18 protein-coding genes are annotated in these 16,055 nt (G+C 58.7%); 8 read left to right on the forward strand and 10 right to left on the reverse strand.

Annotated features, from left to right (window positions below; translation table 11 throughout):
- From EPL04_RS05635 to EPL04_RS05645, 3 genes are all read right to left on the reverse strand, one after another.
- Positions 1-777: an MOSC domain-containing protein gene (locus tag EPL04_RS05635; protein ID WP_134670231.1), complete on the reverse strand. Its 777-nt coding sequence runs from the start codon at positions 775-777 to the stop codon at positions 1-3.
- A gap of 133 nt (positions 778-910) precedes the next feature.
- The gene (locus EPL04_RS05640; RefSeq protein WP_134670233.1) at positions 911-2,164 is read right to left on the reverse strand and encodes an MFS transporter; all 1,254 of its coding nucleotides are present in this window, start codon (positions 2,162-2,164) and stop codon (positions 911-913) included.
- Between the two features lie 464 nt (positions 2,165-2,628).
- Positions 2,629-3,414 carry a hypothetical protein gene (locus EPL04_RS05645; protein WP_134670235.1) on the reverse strand — a complete coding sequence of 262 codons (786 nt, stop codon included), beginning with the start codon at positions 3,412-3,414 and terminating at the stop codon, positions 2,629-2,631.
- A 681-nt stretch (positions 3,415-4,095) separates the two neighbouring features.
- Here EPL04_RS05645 and EPL04_RS19145 point away from each other — a divergent pair.
- Positions 4,096-4,623 carry an AAA family ATPase gene (locus EPL04_RS19145; RefSeq protein ID WP_245154526.1) on the forward strand — a complete coding sequence of 176 codons (528 nt, stop codon included), beginning with the start codon at positions 4,096-4,098 and terminating at the stop codon, positions 4,621-4,623.
- Positions 4,542-5,345 carry a Cdc6/Cdc18 family protein gene (locus EPL04_RS19150; protein WP_245154527.1) on the forward strand — a complete coding sequence of 268 codons (804 nt, stop codon included), beginning with the start codon at positions 4,542-4,544 and terminating at the stop codon, positions 5,343-5,345. The genes EPL04_RS19145 and EPL04_RS19150 overlap by 82 nt, the downstream gene beginning before the upstream one ends.
- A gap of 136 nt (positions 5,346-5,481) precedes the next feature.
- Here EPL04_RS19150 and EPL04_RS05655 read toward each other — a convergent pair whose 3' ends face one another.
- The 3 genes from EPL04_RS05655 to EPL04_RS19295 all read right to left on the reverse strand — a co-directional run bounded on the left by EPL04_RS05655 (position 5,482) and on the right by EPL04_RS19295 (position 6,339).
- Positions 5,482-5,874: a PIN domain-containing protein gene (locus EPL04_RS05655; protein WP_134670237.1), complete on the reverse strand. Its 393-nt coding sequence runs from the start codon at positions 5,872-5,874 to the stop codon at positions 5,482-5,484.
- Positions 5,871-6,083 carry a DUF7557 family protein gene (locus EPL04_RS05660; RefSeq protein ID WP_134670239.1) on the reverse strand — a complete coding sequence of 71 codons (213 nt, stop codon included), beginning with the start codon at positions 6,081-6,083 and terminating at the stop codon, positions 5,871-5,873. The genes EPL04_RS05655 and EPL04_RS05660 overlap by 4 nt, the downstream gene beginning before the upstream one ends.
- 121 nt (positions 6,084-6,204) lie before the next feature.
- The gene (locus EPL04_RS19295; protein WP_280633719.1) at positions 6,205-6,339 is read right to left on the reverse strand and encodes a hypothetical protein; all 135 of its coding nucleotides are present in this window, start codon (positions 6,337-6,339) and stop codon (positions 6,205-6,207) included.
- Between the two features lie 23 nt (positions 6,340-6,362).
- On the opposite strand from EPL04_RS19295, the gene EPL04_RS05665 reads away from it, so the two are divergent.
- The 4 genes from EPL04_RS05665 to EPL04_RS05680 all read left to right on the forward strand — a co-directional run bounded on the left by EPL04_RS05665 (position 6,363) and on the right by EPL04_RS05680 (position 8,040).
- Positions 6,363-6,653 carry a ribbon-helix-helix domain-containing protein gene (locus tag EPL04_RS05665; RefSeq protein WP_134670241.1) on the forward strand — a complete coding sequence of 97 codons (291 nt, stop codon included), beginning with the start codon at positions 6,363-6,365 and terminating at the stop codon, positions 6,651-6,653.
- Positions 6,643-6,930: a type II toxin-antitoxin system RelE family toxin gene (locus EPL04_RS05670; protein ID WP_134670243.1), complete on the forward strand. Its 288-nt coding sequence runs from the start codon at positions 6,643-6,645 to the stop codon at positions 6,928-6,930. Before EPL04_RS05665 ends, EPL04_RS05670 begins: the two co-directional genes overlap by 11 nt.
- Before the next feature lie 169 nt (positions 6,931-7,099).
- Positions 7,100-7,357 (forward strand): hypothetical protein, encoded by a 258-nt coding sequence (locus EPL04_RS05675; RefSeq protein ID WP_134670245.1) that lies wholly within the window; start codon positions 7,100-7,102, stop codon positions 7,355-7,357.
- A 26-nt stretch (positions 7,358-7,383) separates the two neighbouring features.
- Positions 7,384-8,040 carry a hypothetical protein gene (locus EPL04_RS05680; RefSeq protein WP_134670247.1) on the forward strand — a complete coding sequence of 219 codons (657 nt, stop codon included), beginning with the start codon at positions 7,384-7,386 and terminating at the stop codon, positions 8,038-8,040.
- A gap of 157 nt (positions 8,041-8,197) precedes the next feature.
- Here the strand turns inward: EPL04_RS05680 and EPL04_RS05685 are convergent, their stop codons facing one another.
- On the reverse strand, positions 8,198-8,695 hold the full coding sequence (locus EPL04_RS05685) for an HNH endonuclease (RefSeq protein WP_134670249.1): 498 nt from the start codon (positions 8,693-8,695) through the stop codon (positions 8,198-8,200).
- Positions 8,696-9,413: 718 nt separating this feature from the next.
- On the opposite strand from EPL04_RS05685, the gene EPL04_RS05695 reads away from it, so the two are divergent.
- Entirely contained in the window at positions 9,414-9,656 is a 243-nt protein-coding gene (locus tag EPL04_RS05695) for a hypothetical protein (RefSeq protein WP_134670253.1), read from the forward strand.
- Between the two features lie 237 nt (positions 9,657-9,893).
- Positions 9,894-10,286, forward strand: coding sequence for a hypothetical protein (locus EPL04_RS05700; RefSeq protein ID WP_134670255.1), 393 nt, complete (start codon positions 9,894-9,896; stop codon positions 10,284-10,286).
- Positions 10,287-10,909: 623 nt separating this feature from the next.
- Here the strand turns inward: EPL04_RS05700 and EPL04_RS05705 are convergent.
- The 3 genes from EPL04_RS05705 to EPL04_RS05715 form a co-directional block, all read right to left on the reverse strand.
- Positions 10,910-12,142, reverse strand: a complete 1,233-nt coding sequence (locus EPL04_RS05705) for an O-antigen ligase family protein (protein WP_134670257.1) — start codon at positions 12,140-12,142, stop codon at positions 10,910-10,912.
- A gap of 1,100 nt (positions 12,143-13,242) precedes the next feature.
- Positions 13,243-14,505 (reverse strand): O-antigen ligase family protein, encoded by a 1,263-nt coding sequence (locus EPL04_RS05710; RefSeq protein ID WP_134670259.1) that lies wholly within the window; start codon positions 14,503-14,505, stop codon positions 13,243-13,245.
- 151 nt (positions 14,506-14,656) lie between these two features.
- Entirely contained in the window at positions 14,657-16,054 is a 1,398-nt protein-coding gene (locus EPL04_RS05715) for a sulfatase (RefSeq protein ID WP_134670261.1), read from the reverse strand.
- Between the last annotated feature and the right edge of the window lies 1 nt (position 16,055).

The following is a 16,055-nucleotide window of genomic DNA, read 5'->3' on the forward strand; positions in this document are numbered from 1 at the left end:
TCACTCGATCACGTCGACGGGATCGCCGACGCGGAGCGTTCGTCCCCGGTCGGACTCGGGAACCCGGGCGATGAGCATCAGCGTGTAGTAGTGGTCGAACGCCTCCTCGTCGGCCCAGTCGGGGAACGTCTCCTCGCGTTTTTGGACGAATCGCTCGCGGAACTCGGGGATCGGCTCGCCCGTGTCCGGGTCGCGCTCGGGGACGACACACCGACCGCAGGGCGTGACGCCCTCGAACCGAACGCCGCCGACCGCGAACGCGGGCGCGTCCTCGCCGACGAATCGGTCCTCCCAGAACGCCGGGACGCCCGAAACCTCGACGTTGGCCCGGTGGCGTCGACGCGCGCTCTCGACGGTCATTCCGTCGAACCACGACGCGACGGTCTCCAGCGTGGCGGTGCTGACGACCGACGGACCCATCTCCCGGCGGTCGACGAACCCGAGCGTCCGATCCCGACGGAGCGTCAGGTCGGCCTCGAAGGCGTCGCCGAACCAGTCTTCGGCGCGTTCGCGGTCGCGAGCGTCGTCGAGATCGAACCGATTGGTCTCGTCGCCGGGGCTCGTGACCGTGAACTCGCCCGACTCGGGGTCGAAGTCCGTCCGTAGGTCGTGGACTCGGTCGGTTCGCTTGCCGTTGATCACGTCGCCGTCGGCGTCGAACAGCGCGAACTCCCGGTCGCGCGCGAGGGTACCGCCGTCGAGGATCGCTGTCGCGTCGACGTCGATTCCGTCGAGGCCCTTCACGGGGTAGACCGTGAGCCGTTCGAGCTCTGGCATGGGTGCTGTTCTCCTAACGGCGCGCCACGTATTTCAGTCTACGTGTGGAGCCCGCCCGTCCCGGTGCGTGGGCCCGGGTCCTGCTCGACGCGCTGGCGGCGCACGTCGATCGGTCGGGCTGGCTGTCGTCGGCTCACTCGTCGACTCGGAGCGGCGGCGACGCGCTGACGACGAACAGCGCGCCACTCCCGACGGCCGCCGCGAACACGCTCATCCCGACGCCCACGACCTGCACGGACAGTTCGAATCCCAGTCGGGGCGTCGCGGCGCCGATGGCGCCGCCCATCACGATCGGCGTGAGCGTCGAGCTCAGTCGCCCGGTCCCCTCGCCGAGACTCACGAGGCCGCCGCGGAGCTCCGCGGGCGCCAGCGTGGTGATGATACTCCGGTACAGCGAGAGCACGATCCCGAACCCGACGCCCATAACGACGACCCCGAGGAAGGCGATCGGAAGGCTCCCGGCGGCGAACACCACGCAGAGCCCGCCGCCCATCGCGGCGTTCATCGCGACGAGCGGGTAGAGCCGGCTCTCGAAGCGCGCCGTGATGCGACCGGCCTGGGTCGCCGCCAAGGCGTAGCTCAGGCTCCCGACGGCCGCCAACAGGCCGGCCTGGGCCGGAGAGCCGCCGAGGAGATCGACCACGAGGATCGAGTTGTAGGTGAGAAACCCGAGCCAGACGACGTTTGGCGTGCCCCGCGCGAGGATCATCGCCCACGCGCGCCGCTGGGCGACGAGTTCCCGGAGGTCGGCGAGTTGGCTTCGGAGGGGCGCGTCGTCGGCAGTCGGGTCGACGTCGGGGTCGACCGGCTCCTCGAACCAGACGTAGACGATCGCGGCGATGGGGAACGCGATGGCGTACAGCAAGAACGGGTACTGCCACGCGACGCCGACCAGCACGCCCGCGCCGAGCGGGAACACGGTCTGAGAGAGCCCCGAGCCCGTGAATCGGAGTCCCTGTGCGGTCGCCTCCTTCGTTCCCGCATAGAGGTCGCCGATGCTGGTGATGATGATCGGCGTGAGCGAGGCGAACCCGATGCCCTGGAGTAATCGGAGAAAGAGTGCGACCCGGAAGTCGGTGGTGAGCGCGATCGCGGTGCCGGCCGTCCCGAATAGGACCAATCCGAACAGGATCACCGGTCGTCGCCCGTACCGGTCGGCGATCACGCCGATGATCGGGATGACGACGACGGCGGGCGCCGTGAACGCCGACATCAGCAGTCCGATGTTCGCCGGCGTCGCGCCGAACGGGCCGATGAGCGACCCGAGGACCGGCGAGAGCAGCGCCGTGCCGAGCGGCGGGAGCAGATTCGCGACGAAGAGCAGTTGGAACGGTCGCTCGGTGAGGACTTCGGCGTCCGCTCCGAGGACCGACGAGAGAGAGGCCACGCCGAGCCGTTACGTCGGGGGAGACTAAAACGGTGGTTTATCGTCGCTTTTTGCGGAGTTTCTCCGTTTTCTCTTCGTCGACGTCGGGGTCGCCGGTTCGCAACGCTTCGGTGAGTGCCTGCTGGACAGCCCAAAGATTTCGGCAGCAGTAGTATTTTCAGCCATACAACGGATGGCAACGTCTCTATCCGTAACCCTGCTGGGCAGGAGCGAAGAGAGAAACTGTATCTGACGATTAGCTTCTGCGATACAGGGCGCTACACCCCCTTCCTCAGCGATCGACCAGCGAGCGGATACTGTGCCCGTCATCATCTCCCGCTCAACGGGTGAAATCCACGAGTAACGAACACAGGTGTGTGCTAGCAGCACTCGTGTATTCGGCATCACGCCCGACAGGAAGGGCGGTCAAGCAGCATCGGTGTCGATGTCGCACTCGATTCGCGGTGGCTGTCGCGTGGTCAGTATCAACTATCGAGGTCGTCTGACCATCTCTCGTCGGCTTCGACCGGTGTGACGGCACGGGCCAATTGCTCGTCCGTGTATTCCTGATCATCCAATTTCATGCTCCGCAGTCGCCACTGGCGACTGAGTTCCGATTCGCCTTCAGGGCCAACGCGGGCGCCATGGGTCCGAAAGAACGTCCCGTCGCGGCCCCGCTTCTTGCCTTCGTACGTATGCTGGTCGAAGACAGCGTCGTACTTTCCATCGGGATCCATGTCATCGACTGGCGAGTCATATCGCGGTTCCCGTCCCTCCTCGCGGGCGGCAACCCGCTCGTCCGACAGTTCGCCGAAGTACTCGTCCGCGTGCGCTGACTCGCGTGAAGAGGGAGCTCGCGCGGCTGCAAGTGCGGCGTGGATGGCACACAGGCGCCCACGCCACGAATCCACCGACCAGCGCTCGTGTGCTAGTTCCTCATACCGACGAATCGTAAGGGCCACCTCGTGGCCAGCCCGGAGGTCCTCCACGACGAAGAGGGTGACTCGGTCCCAGAAGTTCCACGCGTACCCAGAACGGACGAGTTCCCATGCGGCCCACGCGGCAGTGTTCTCGTCCGAACGCCGAACCGATTTCTGCAGGAGGCTCGAGACAACATATCTGCTAACACCGGCCTTAGTCTCGTGTTCACCAAGCTCCTCGCCGAAGTCATTGTGTGCCGGCCCGTCCTCGCGATCGCTGTTCTCGTCCCCATCGTCGTCCATCTGCAACTCGCCGTCTGCCCCGAACGTCGCCTGTTTTTGCTCGTCCATACTCGCCACACACGTCCGACGACTGAAATAGGTAGCCGAGTCACGGCTGAAAATAGCGTACAGCACGGCCAGTTCGCCCAGCGAGATGCCGGCTATCACGAGGCCGGAACCGCCAGCACGGCGTCCGTCTGTGCCTCCCAGCGAGGTAGGTGACTCGCCGCGTCGACTGCGACGACGTCTCTCTTGGGGACCGTCTCGGCCATTTCTACTCCGAATGTCGGCACGAGCTCGTCATCCTCGCCGCTGATAACGTGCGTCGGACACTCGATTTCGTGTTCTCGGTCGAATTTCTAGTCTCGACGCCGTGCGGTGTCAGCCAGTACGAGCTCGCTTGGATCCCACCTGACGCTGTCGATGTCTGGATTGCTTGGTGGCACGACCGCCTTCGGAGCTGGTCTGATTGGTTCACACATTTCTCTCTGGAAATTTCGGTGTTCTACGTTCTCCTCGTTCAACCGACCGAACTGGGAGCCAGCCCTGCGGCGGTTGTCTCTCGAGTAGGAAACCGAGAAGTGCGGCGATCGTGGCGAGGGTGGTCTCTGGCCCACCAAGGGGTCGCTGGTGGCCCGACGGCTTGCCGTCTGGTGCCGAATCCTTTTACTGGCGATACACCTACACACCCGTAGCTTCGCCGGAATCCTCTCGCGCTCGCCGGCAACCGGGAGGGAACCCCACAACGCCATGACCGACTACGACGACCTCTTCGACGACGCGGCCGTCACCGACAGCGTGTTCGCCGACAAAGGCGCGCTCGACCCGCTGGCCGAATCTGACGAGGTGGTCGGACGGGACGCCGAGGAGCGCGCGCTCGCTACGATCCTGGCCAGCGTCCACGACGGCTATCTCCCGACCACGGTGTCGGTGTACGGCCCGCCGGGCACGGGCAAGACGTTCACCACGCGGCGCCTCTGTGCGGAGTTCGCGTCACGGACGCCCGCGTTCGGCTACGAGTACGTGAATCTGAAGGAGTGTCGCTCGCAGTTCAGCGCGGCCAACGAGATTCTGTTCAAACTCACCGGCGAGCGCAAGCAGGCCTACGAAGGGTTGGATGGCGTGTTCGCTGGGATTTGGAAGGCGTTAGAGTCGTATCCGGAGTATGTGGTGCTGATCCTTGATGAGATGACCACATGGCTCAAGACACGAATTATGGTCCGAACGACTTCTTCTACCGGTTGTTGCGCGGCGAGGGGAAGGTCTCACGTGGGCTGAATCTGTCGGTGTTCCTGGTGAGCAACGAGCTACTGGAGGTGGATTTGCGGTTGGACAGTCGGATCCAGAGCGCAATGAGTGGCGAGGGGGTGTTCTTCGCGCCGTACGCCGCCCGCGAATTGGAGTTAATCTTGGCGCCGCGGCTCGAGGACGCGTTCCGCGAGGGCGCGTTGCCCGAGGACGTGTTCGAGTACGGCGTGCGCCGGGCCGCCGACCGGTGGGGTGACGCTCGGAAGGCGCTCACGCTGTTCCGCCACGCCGGCGAGACTGCCGATGAACGCGAGCTCGGCCAGGTGACCGCCGAGTGCATCGACGCGAATGTCGAGACGACCGAGAAAGCCACGACGGTCGAGAAACTTGAGCGGTTGCCGCTCTCGCACACGGCCGTGCTCGCCGCCGCCACGCTGCACCGAGAGTCCGAAACGGGCGCGATTGTCCAGCCGGTGACGACCCAGCAGATCGCCGAGGCGTTACAGCGCGATGCTGTGGCCGACGACCATCGGTTGGGCGAGCGTGCCATCCGGGAGGTGCTGACCGACCTCGAGACGATGGGGCTGGTGGAGACGTGGATCGAATCGCGCGGGCGTGAGGGCCGCGTCAAACAGATCGAGACCACGTTCGACCCCGAGTGGGTGTGGGCGGCCCAAACCCAGTCGGATCTGGCGCGGCTGTTGGCCGCCGATGCCGGTGGCGAAGACGCTCACGACGGGGAGCATCCATGACGGCGTGGTCTACTCCAGGTCCGGCTTCGCTCCATGGGCGCGCTCTTCATCGCCCTGTTCTGTTTACGTTCGCGCGATCCATCCAACGGTAGGAGCACAGTTTGGGGGGTTCTACTTGTGAATCAGTGCGTCGACCTCAGAGGACCTCGACGTCGAGGTGGTCGGTGAGGCCGTCGATGTCGAAATCGGAGTCGGCGACGACGAGTCGCTCATCGAGTCCCGCAGCGGCCCCCGCGATGAAGGCATCGCGGGCCGAGAGGGGACTCCCACTGGTCGCCAGGTCGTTCTGGAGTTCAGCCGCGGCGCGTGCGAGGGCGGGGGTTTTGTCCACCACGGTCACCCACCCGAGCGCGCCGTCGACCGCATCGAAGTCGGCCGGCCCGGACTTGTAGATCTCGCCCTGATACACCTCGTACATGGCGAGCGGTGGGGTGACTGCGCGTTCATCGATGTGGTTCTCGACGTAGTCCACCGCGTCCTCGTTACCGTCGAGGTAGTCGATGAGGACGCTACTGTCGTAAAGCGTCATCGACCGCCGACGTCCCGTTTCATCTGTTCGCGCGCTTCGCGGGCGCGCTCGGCGGCATCCGTCCCGGACCAGAGGCCCGCACCCGCACGGATCGTTTCGCGTCGCTCCCGAACGAGTCGGGACAGTAACTCGTCGAACGTTTCGTCGTCACCTTTGAGCGCTGCGAGGGCGGCGTGCGTGTCGTCGTCGACCCGGATGCTTTTGCTCACACTAGAGCGTATACAATCTCGTATACAAATGTGTTGTGCCAAATCGGAGGGCGGACAGGTTCGTTCTCGTTCGACGCCCGTGCGGTCGTCTCGGTCCGTTTCGGCTGGCCGTTCCGGGAGCTCATGCGGCCAGCGCACGCGGACGGGTCGGGAGTTGGCGCGCCACGCTCGCGTCGAGGAGGTTCGGACTCGCTCCGTCGCTCGGCGAGCAGTTCATCGCCGGGTCATCGAGTCGTCCGACGGAGTCTTTATTCATGTACGTACGTAAAGCACACGTATATGTCCAACGCCGACACATCCAACGACGATACCGACCCGGAGAAAGTTCAGATCAACCTCCGACTGACGCGGGCCTTCTTGGAGGACATCGACGCAACGTGGAAGGAGCAGGGGTTCAACTCTCGAAGCGAGTTCCTTCGCCACGCGGCGCGAGATGCGGTGAAACATCCCGAGTTCTCGCGCGAGGGATGGAAACAGATCGCGGCGAGCGAACACGACCTTCGGTCCGGCGAAGCAGAGTTGGTCTCTCGGGACGAGGTAATCGCCATGATGGACGAGGATGACGAGTGACGATGCCGAGTGGGCGTGGAAGTTCGCACCGCGGGCCGCCGACCAGTTCGATAGTCTCGACCCACACGTACAGGACCGCCTCGTCTCGAAACTCGATGAGGTCGTGACCGCCGAGTGGCGCGATCCGGCCGACTATCTCGAACCGCTGACGGGTGGTCCGTTCGAGAAACTACGCGTCGGGCAGTACCGCCTCGCCTGCGTCCTCGATCACGAGGCATCCATTCTCGAAGTTCACCGGATCGAGCACCGGAGCGGCGCCTACACGGCCGACGATTGAGTTCATCCCGACGAGGTGGGACCGATGAACGCATCCAGCAACGTGGCTGAGCGAGCGTTCGCGTCCGACTGGTGAGGAGAGCGCAGCCTACTTCCGGTCGTATGCCTCCGGCGATTCGAGCGCGGCCAGCGCACGCGGACGGGTCGGGAGTCGGCGCGCCACGTCCGTTTTGCTGCGGTTCGAACCCGAGCCATCGCTCGACGAGCGAGCGATCTGCGACCGAGCGCGAGCAGGTGGTGTCGATCCTGCCGACACTATCCGGGACGTCCACGACGAGATCAAGGACTCCGATCCTGACGGTATCGACGCTGAGAAACTCCAGCTTCGGTGGGTTCGGACGCTCGGCTATCTCTCCGGACAGTACCGCAAACTCATGAAAGACACCGACATCGACGAGATGGAGGAGGAACTTGATCTCCTCCAGTAGGCGACTGACGTGATGGAGGACGGGGGATGACCAAGCGCCGCGTCGAGAACGAACTCGACGAACTCAGTGACGAGATTCTCCGTGAGCTCTCGCCAGACGAACGCCTCCCGCTCGTCCTCACGGCAGCTGCCGACGGGAAAGACGACTGGCTCGACCGCCTGAACGAGACCTGTCCCCGATACACGTATACGAAACGGGATGTTCGATACACGAATCGGACACGGCTTGCGTTCATCCTCGCTCGCAAGGCCGTCTACGACCTCCACACGACATGGTTGCTGTTCGAATGGCTGTACTCCCACCACATGCAGATGACGGTTATCGCGCTCTGTACCGAGCTCGACCCCGAGAACGTGGACCGTCTGGACGACTCCGAAGGCCGAGATCCAGGCGCGCTCCTTCGGCACTTGTACGCCACCTACCACGGGTATGAGCGATTCGCCGACGAGGACCTCGGTGTCTCGTTAGAGACGTGGCTGTCGATCCATCCAGAGGGCGAGGGTATCGCGACGGCTGTTGCGGAAGTTCTCGAGGAACGAGCGGGACTACTGTCTGTCGCCGAAGAGGACGTTACTCCGCAATCCGAAACCGACGACAGCGAGGAGCGTGTCCCGGTCGACGAATTAGCGGATCTGTGGTATCGGAATGTCAACCGCAGGTGGACTGACGCCGTGAGCGGGTGATCACAACGGTCAGTCGGTTGCAGGGTCCTCAACGAGCTCATAGAGGCCTGTATGGACTTTTTCGACGTAGCCAGCCATCACGAAATCGCGGAGCCGTTGAGAGATGAACTGCCGACGGTCGTTATTTTCGTCGGATAAGTTATCGGAATATTCCCAGTTACTCAATCTGTTCTTTCTCGACCGTGGATTTGAACGTCGCGGGGCAGACGGCCCGATAGAATTCTCGTTCAGATTTCATTACGCAATTTATGCTTTGGAGGTGGTCCACGAGAACTCGGACCCGTTCCTCGGATAGTTCAACCTCGCGTGAAATCGAAGTCCCAGACTGCGGTCGGTCCTTCAAGAGATTCAAGATTTGAAGCGCGTCTTCACGGCCCGTTTCGGCTAATTGGCGTCCTACGTGAGACCCCTCGAGGTTCCGATGGCACGTGACGCAAACCGTGACGAGGTTCAAATCGACGCGTGCGTCCGATTTCGGGAGATACTTTCCGGGAACGATATGATGTACCTCCATCGACAGTGGATAGTATTCGTAGTTCCCGTTGTGATCACCACAGCGCTGGCAGATCTCGTCATCGCGCTTTCTGATTTCGTTTGCACGCTTCTCCCAGTCGTATCCCCGTGAGGATGGGACATCGAGTTCGTCCGTCTCCATCTTTCAGCACTAGACACTGTCCCCCGATACGAGTACGTCCAAGCGGAATCGGATAGATTCACCACCGAAGTTGGATAATTTTGGAAACGGGGGCGTTCCTATAGACGAACCGGTATCATAGTCAGTCATTGCTCTTCGGTACACTGGTGGTTCTCAATGCGCTTGGGGAGGCCGACCTTCCCACACACTGGACATTCTATCACCGCCGTTGTTGCGAGTGCGTCCCAGTACTGTAATGCGACTCGAAGATGGGTCCGGGTGTCAGCGTTTTCACACCGCGTCAACGCCTGCACGAGGTGCATTCGCAAGTGCTCCCGTTTCGTCATCATCGACCGTTCCCCCAGCTCCGAAGGCAGAAACACGGCCAACACGGGAGGTCAGTTCCGTTTGGTCCCGGACACCACGGATCGCCATCACGACATGGCTCCCTCTGGATCTCAGAACCATGCGGTCCGGGCATCGAGGTGTTTTCTAGCGATTCGTCGGAATCTTCTTCTGTTGCTGGTGCGTTCTTCGACATGCTTCGCTCCATCGAAGCGCGGTTCGGTGTTCCAGCACCGAGCCTTTCTGCGGCATCCCACGCTTCTTAGCCTACAATATGCGCTCCCACCACATATAGGTTGCTATTCGTAAATAGATATTAGAAACATACGATGGCAATTTCAAAGGCGGGGTAAACCGTAACTCACAACCAAGAACGGCGAAAAAGAAGACAGTAATGGTACTGAGCGAATCAGATCTCAACGACGCCGATTACGACATCCTCAATATCCTCGCAAGCGGTCGAGCGACCCCTGCGCTCGTCCGCACGCTACTCGAAGAAGAATACGGACGTGAACTGTCACGCCAGTACGTCAGCCAGCGCATGATCCGACTAGCTGAACACGATCACCTGAAGAACGTCTACGAAACCGGTGTCTACGAACTCACAGATGATCCCAGAGAAGATGCCAGTTCGTGACAAATTGTATTCGCCTCGCATGCGACTAATGTGGAGAAGCCTACTCAAAAAGTCCTTCGAACGCAACGGATTCTCCTTCACAATAAGAAAGTTAGGTATCGGGGCTACGACTCGGCGGGGTCGCCCCAGCGAACAGCGACCTCTCGGTCTATAAGCGAAGGGCATGATTAGGCGCCTCCAGCGAGCGGTCAGCGGCGACATGCGGAGTCCGGTCGGCATCGGCCCCACCCGTGGAACATCCCCAGCCCACTCTCCAACGCGAACGCTCACCCGCATACCGACTGCACCGGCAACGTGGCCGTGTTCCACGACGGTATCATCGAGAACTATGACGAATTCAAGGCCAAACTCGTCGAGGCGGGACATAAGTTCGAGAGCGACACCGACACCGAGGTCGTCCCGCACCTAATCGAGGACGCGCTGGCCGACGGGATGGATCGGGAAGAGGCGTTCCGGTCGGCGGTCGCCCGGCTGGAGGGCAGCTACGCGCTGGCTTCAGTACTCGCGAGAGCGACGACGGATTGGCAAACGTTCACTGCTGGTTTGAACAACCCCATTCTGAAATCAGATAGAAATTATAGGGTTGAAGGCCTGGCAGTGCGGTATTTTGACTGGACGTGCTATCTCTAATACGGCGACAGGGGTAGAACAACCACACAGAATCATCGTTGGCGAGACACGAGAAACCGACTTCAACAACTGTCATTCGATGACCGTCGAGAACAATACCCTTCTCGGCCTCTCCGATGATGGCTAGAAAACAGCCGGCAGTGACAGCTCACTCCATTACGACATCACCATTAAGGATAACTTCATAAAGAACCTCGGCACAATTGGAATCCACATTATCGAAGGCCAAGGGAATGAAGTAGTCGATAACCGCATTATCGGGGCGATCTGCGGCATTTATACGTCCGCTCCATACACACCAATTCAGGACAAGACCGTCAAGGACTATGCCGACCACGGCATCATTTACTCTGGAAGTGGGACGTATGCATACGGGCCAGTCACGGACACCCAGATTATCGGCATGGTGAACAACGACGGGCTCCTGGTCAACTGTGAATGGGCGACTATCACGGGGAATACCGCGACCGACGCGAACGTGACAGAGAACGCCACCAACGCGGCGGATAATGTCTGGGCAAACAATATCGCAGGCAGTGGGAACCATTATTGGCTCGGCGAATACGGACAATGGCAACAAGATCCAAGCCGGACTGTTTGTTCGGACGAAACTGTTCTGTTCGTCACGTGTTTTCAACGCGATAGAGGCTCGCCCAAGCAAGTCCGAACATCAACCATGCGGCCATCTGGATGCCGAACGTGTTCAAGCCCGCGAGAATCACCCACATTCCGATCAGCGTCACCCAGAGAGCATTCACGTTGCCCCATGTGCGAATCGCGTCCCGGACCGTGACGTAGTACATGGCAATGATGAGTCCGAGGCCGAGCAGGCCGAGGTTCGAAGCAGTTGCCGCAAAGAAACTGTCGGCCACAAAATAATTCGGATGCGGCGGAGACGTTAATTTCAAGAGACGACCCTCTGCGAGTACTGGGAACGACCCGACGCCCGCACCGACGATGGGATTGTTGCGGAGAATCTCTGTCGCGACGACCCACCGCGGCAGTCGCCCAGTTAGGTCAAGCATCATAATATCGTGTGGGAGTTCGTAAAGGCGCTGCCGGATATACTCTGGGAGCAACACTAAACCGCCCGCCACCCCACCTGTGGAGACGACTACGCCAGTAGCGACGTTGAACGGTGAGCGTAGGTGCACCCGGATGCTCGGCTGTGAGTACAGCGAGTACCCAATGTATGGTACGATGAATGCGGCCGCAACGAGTGAGTGCCGAGATCCTGTCAGAAGGATGGCCGCCATGCCGAACGGGATGACGAGCCAGTTATAGAGGGCAAGATACGGATGTAAGGTCCGGTAATGCCAGCCGAGGTACCAAGCGGGCGGCAACGCGAGGGCGAGGACTCCGCCGAGGTCAATTGGAGCGTACCCCATCGCGCCGACACGGTATCCATGCGCGTATGTCTGCGTTATCGCGTTCACGAAGATGGCCAAAATCGTGAGTGTAGCACCCATGACGTATGCTTGTAGCAATCGATGGATAAGATACCGTTTAGCGACTGACCGCCAGAGGATAAGGACCACTGCTAGTGCAAAGAGGAACCGCAGGGACCGAGTCATTCCTCGTGATAGGTCGGCGGTCCAAGCGAGACTTACAAGCTGGAAGACGACAAACCCGAAAAATAGCAGGATGGGTGTATTTGGGACACGAACGAATGGCCGTCTGTAACAGCTATATAAGGCTCCGGCGAGCGCCCCGACCGCAGCGAGTTCATCGAGTTGGAGGCCGCCGATTATCTGGGTAGCGTTTGCAAAGGGGGTGACGAAATAGAGGACGAGTAAGGCTGCAAAAGCAAGATGGGCATTGTTCCTTTCATTTGAGAAGGCATCTGTTGCCGCCATTAGGGGTATACTGGAAAACGCTCTTATTAAGTTGTGTGATTTGGGTGCAATCTTGGTTCGGCACCGCAACTGAGAAGATAGGCATCATCTTTACAAAGTATTCACTTCGTCTCGGGGAGGCCTAATAATATGCCACTGTTTATTTTCGATCTCGTTGACTTTGTCGGTGATATGCTCTCAAGCGTGTTCATTCAGATCGTCGTAGATGCGATTCGCAGCCTACGAAACTGCTATATCTATACCCCCTTCGTTACTCATCGCCAAGAACGTCGTCGCGGGCGACGTCTCGCTCTCGCCAGTTCGGCGCGTGAGTTTGGCAGCGATTACTTCTCGTTTTCGCTCGTCAAGTCAGGGTGCTTGACCTCATCACGGAGAACGTGGCGGATGAACTCGTTCCGTTTTTATAGTCCTCCTGCCTCGTCGCGTATGTGTCTTCAAGAAACGACTCGGATAGGTAAATTTTGACGTTTGATTTCTCTGGCCTGCCACCGGTTTTCATTCCAATTTATATTAGATTATAATATATATATATATTAATAGATTATAATATGCTCTCGTAGCAACGGTTTCTGGTTCATAGAGTCCGGGAGGTTCCGTGGTCCGCTCTCGATTGACAATCTGGGACGATTAATCAAAAAACTGAGGAATCTTGCAGAGATAGTGACGCTTGACTTATAATTTCTTAGTTCGACTGGGGTAATGGGGAAGAGGTAATTGGGCAACTATACGTTTGGTAAAGATGCGTTTACAATTGATCACGGCGTATTGTAAGATATTTTAGATTAGATACCGCTTCGACGGAGCCGAGAGAATTACTCTCGACGCTCTTCGTCAGTGGGTTTCGTCGTTTTTAGCGCATTCGTGATGAGTTGCACGGCTCGGGAGTCAGCAATCCACGCATTGCTCACAGTATTTTGGAATATCTCAATTCTCGCGCCACGCGCTCCCGACGGTCGGTTCAAGCCGGTCAAGGAGCCTGATGAATGGTCCAACCGTGTAGGTCTCCCGGAGGTTGATGACGATTACATCCGGTTCGGGATCCTTCGTGAACCGGCGGTAACAAAATGAGCGCGGCGAGCACGGAGTTGCTCACGGCGGTGTCAAGGACAAGAAATTTCAGTCGAATTTTTATACGTGTGGAGGAGAGCCATGAAGAGGTAAGGGGTCGTCATCGTCACCCAAATGTCAACAGATAAAAGGAATAGTAATACTAATAAAATAGCGAGCCAAAAGAACCCCTCATGAACAGAAAAACCGCGTAATATCTCTCCGCACCCCAGCAGTAACAAAGCGAACGGTAGCAATCCAGCAATTCCGAGTTCCGAGGCTATTGTGACAAATGCATTGTGAGCTCTTTGAGGGATGAAGTCCCCGGGATACGTTTGACTGAGAGTAGCCTCGGTTACTGGACCAAAGGTTCCCCAACCATTCCCTATCAAAGGATTATTTTGGAACTCGGCAAAACCGGTTTTCCAGATTACTATACGATATTTTAAATTATCATTTATTCCATCTGTTATAATTGAGGCGAAACGTTCAGCGGTCTGCTGAGAAGCGAACAAAGTGATGGAAAGGAAAATCATGGAGAAAACAGCGACCGCGAACACTATCGTGTACCGCGACCGGTTTAAATTTCTCTTTTCACACACGAAGAAGTACGCGATTACGATCGTCAACGTAACGAACCCTGCTCGAGAACCAGTAAGTGAAACGGCCATTGCTCCCACGAATATGAGGAGACCGTTTGTCCCCTTCTCAATCCACTCGTTAGAGAATATTCGACTAGTTTGGATCAGAAATATACAGGAGAGAACGCCAATCACTATTAACCCTGCGAGTACATTCCCGGATATGCTTCCTATTGAGTATCTCCCTGCGATCCAAGTTCTTTGAGTGAGGAAGTTGAAAACCAAAATCGTGATAGAGACTCCAACGCCTGCGACGAAACTAGTTATGGCGTACTGGACTTGTACCTTGGAGTCGTATACGTCATATATGATGATAGACAGTACGAAGATGGAGAGAAACGGGATTGCGTAAGAAAACGTCCGTTTCGGATTAACGCTCCAGTACGTACTGGCAATGACTACGCCGGTAAAAGCGACGAGTGGAACGTGGAAAGATGGGCTGAAACTCAAAAACGGTTCCCTGAGGCGATAAATGATGAAAGCAATCGCTAGGCCCATGCCCACAATCTCTGAGATACTTATCGGACCTATGAGTATAAGCGAGCGCCAAGGGAGAGAGAAGATAAATATGTACGTGAGGGCGATGACGATCTGCCGTAATCGCATAGCTAGAACTGAAGAAATACCACAGTTATAGATGCCGGTTTCAACTTGACTCTCCCCGTTGTGCTCCATCGATTTTGGGCGAGCTTGTACGTCATTTTGACACTTCGTCGGTGACTTTGCAATTCGACGACTTCACAGCAGTTCTTTCTCTCGCGTGATAACGACCCTGTTTGAAATGGCGACTGGATACACCTCGAAACGACGAAGCGAAAACCCGGGTCTACTTGTACCCTAGGTGTTCGAGTTGTTCCTCAACGTTCCTCGAGATGTTCTGTCCCAGTTCGTCCATGTTCTGTTCCGTATCCCAGACTGGGTTCTCGCTCCTCATCCGACGCGAACATGTCCAGTCGACCACCTCCTTGAGTCGTGTTTCCAACGTTTCGCGCTTATCGTCGTCCTCGAAGTGCGTCTGCTCGTCGGGGTCCCGTTCTATATTTAGGAGAAAGGTACGCTCGGCTGGTGAGTCGAGGTCTGGCCTCGTCGTCACGAGCTTCCACTCGTCTCGAACGAGTGCACACATGACACCGTTCTCGTTCTCGTACCCGATGAAAACGTCGACACCTTCGTCGGACGACTCGCCAATCAGTGACCGGCCAGGCCACTCGCTAGGACAGTCTTCACCCGCGAAGTCGGCGATCGTCGTCGCTATGTCGGTGTGCGCCGACACTCGTCCCGAAACCCGTTCGCTGATTGGTCCGCTCAACACGGCCGGCACTCGAGCCATCGACTCGTACGGTGACTCCTTGTGGAAGGGGCGGTGTTCGCCGAACTCCTCGCCGTGGTCGGCCGTCACGACCACCGACGTCTCTGCACCGGCCGTCTCCAAAAGACGGGCGACTTGCCAGTCCGTCTCCCGGATGCAACTGTCGTATATGTCGAGGACGTTCTGCGGTGCGGGGTCGCCAGCGGCGACGAGGTGGTTGGGATTCCGAACGTGCTCCGGCGGCGTTTCGAGGCTCATCGCATTGAAGTGTTGCGGGAGTTTCTGGTACGGCGTGTGGGCGTCCATGAGGTGAATCCACGCAAAGTAGTCTTCGTCCTCTCGTTCGCGCGCGGCGATCCACTCTTTGGCCTCTGCCACTACCGTTTCGTCGGTGACGCCGATGTCTATCCCCGAGGAACTGGCCGTCGTCATGAGCCGGCCGTACAGCTCTCTTATCCGGGCAAACCGCTCGTCGTCAATGACAGCGGAATGTTTCGCCCACTTCCGCAGACGACGCTTCACTTTCGAGAGTCCCTGCTGGAGCTCGCCTGCGCTCTGGTTCCAGTAGCCAGTGTCCCGGAACGTGTCGAACCCTCGCCCGTAGTTGAAATCTTCCGAGAGAAATCCGTTGTTTACGAAACCCGCAGTCTCGTATCCTGCCGTCGATAGGGTCTCGGCGAGCGTCGTTCCGTCCCGTTCGGGCAAGCCGACGCCGTCTATCTGAAGGGGGTAGACGCCACCGAGCAGGGACTTGAATGCGAACCTGGTGCCCGGACCGTTCGTGTACGCGGCCTCAATTTGCATCCCCTCCTCTGCAATTGCGTCGATAGTCGGTGTGGTGTCTCGCTGATAGCCGTAACATCCGACGTGGTCGGCCCGGAGACAGTCGATGGTGATCAAGACGAGGGATGTCATA

This window comes from Halorussus marinus, assembly GCF_004521895.1.
Lineage (GTDB): Archaea > Halobacteriota > Halobacteria > Halobacteriales > Haladaptataceae > Halorussus > Halorussus marinus.